Origin of the sequence: Parapedobacter sp. ISTM3, assembly GCF_016533505.1 — a bacterium.
Classification (GTDB): domain Bacteria; phylum Bacteroidota; class Bacteroidia; order Sphingobacteriales; family Sphingobacteriaceae; genus Parapedobacter; species Parapedobacter luteus.
Genome location: NZ_JAENGN010000049.1, coordinates 1 through 1,308, shown reverse-complemented (window position 1 = coordinate 1,308; position 1,308 = coordinate 1). Strand labels below are relative to the sequence as shown.

Here is a 1,308-nt window from a genome sequence, read left to right as displayed (position 1 = left end):
GTACCGTCCGGGTTGAACTGCGTACCCCGCCCCGGAGGAAGCACGAAGCACAGCAGCCCGAAGTCGTCGTATACGTAGTACGTGCTCTGCACCTCGCTCCCGTTGTACAACCGCCGCAGCACCATACGCCCCTGCTTGTCCGTGTACTCCTCAACCGTGCCGTCCCGGCCGGCGGTCCAGTTCTCGTCACGCATGATGGTCACGTATAGCTCACCCGCCCCGTAGATGCCGTTCAGCGCCAGCGTGCGCGCACCCGTCGACGCGTTCACCGTCACCCCGTAGCGCGCAACGCGGCGGCTGTCCGACCCGAATCCCGCAACCGCGTCGTTGACCGCATACGCCGTCCTGACCGTGTGGCCGCTGCCGGCTACCGAAGTATGTTGCGGCTGCCACGCCGGCCCCGCGAAACCCTGCTCCGAAATGCGGTCCAACGGGCTCGCCTCGTAACGGCGCTCCCCGAACGACGGCGTACCGTAACCCGTAACAGCGGCTATACGGACCACCCCGGCAGGCGGGCTGTTGTAGTACGACGCCTGCTGCGTGACCGCACCCGCCTTGAACGCCCCGCCAGCACCCGTCGCCGTCGCGTAAGGAAGGTAGTCCCGGTGCTGCCGCCCGTAACCGTCGTACGCCACGGGGACCACAACGTCTCGGTGGTTCGGCGCAGCCTTCACCCCCACTTCCTGCGAAACCCGGCCAAGCCCGTCGTAGTACGTCACGTCTCGCATCGCGTCAGCCACCGCCAGCGAACCCGCTGCCGGCGGCGTGTCGCCGAACGCGCGCAGGTACGTGGTTTTCTGGATGTGGTTCTGGGCCGTGCTCGCCGCGTTGCCCAGCGCCGGGGCCGCTGCGGCTATCGATGCACGGAAGTTGCCCGTGCTCGTAAAGCCCGGCGAAAGCGTGATGGCCGTGGGCGCCGTGTATTCCCCCGTAGCCCCCGGCTTGTTCAGCACCAGCTGGGCGCTGGCCGTGTCCGTGAGCAGCGCAAGCACCAGCGCCGTCACAAGGGCATATGAAACCGTGGCGATCAGACGCCGGATGGTATGGTTGTTCCCCTTTATTTTTGTGTTCCTCTTTGCTTTCATATCTGTATCGGTTTAGGGGCGGTAATGGTACCTGTACTCCTCCGTGATGTTGCCGTGGTGGTCCCGAACGCGCCACAGCCGCCAGAACCCGTCGTACTCGTAGCGCGTGGTGCGCCCCGAGGCATCCGTGGCGCTGCTCAGCCCCACAAGCGGGCGGTACGTGTAGGTGCTGACCTGGGCCTTGGACATCGAGGCGTGGCCGCGGATTTTGGCAAGTTCCGCT

At 65.8% G+C, this 1,308-nt stretch carries 2 protein-coding genes; both read right to left on the bottom strand.

The window, feature by feature from the left end; all coding sequences use genetic code 11:
- Nucleotides 1-1,085: DUF6443 domain-containing protein (locus tag JHJ32_RS22500; RefSeq protein WP_233632816.1), on the bottom strand; the 1,085-nt coding region annotated here is incomplete at its 3' end.
- A gap of 12 nt (nucleotides 1,086-1,097) precedes the next feature.
- The gene (locus tag JHJ32_RS23290; RefSeq protein ID WP_370584568.1) at nucleotides 1,098-1,274 is read right to left on the bottom strand and encodes a hypothetical protein; all 177 of its coding nucleotides are present in this window, start codon (nucleotides 1,272-1,274) and stop codon (nucleotides 1,098-1,100) included.
- Between the last annotated feature and the right edge of the window lie 34 nt (nucleotides 1,275-1,308).

Coding starts and splice junctions, on each gene's coding strand:
- JHJ32_RS23290 (WP_370584568.1), bottom strand. CDS start 1,274: ATGTCCAAGGCCCAGGTCAGCACCTACACGTACCGCCCGCTTGTGGGG.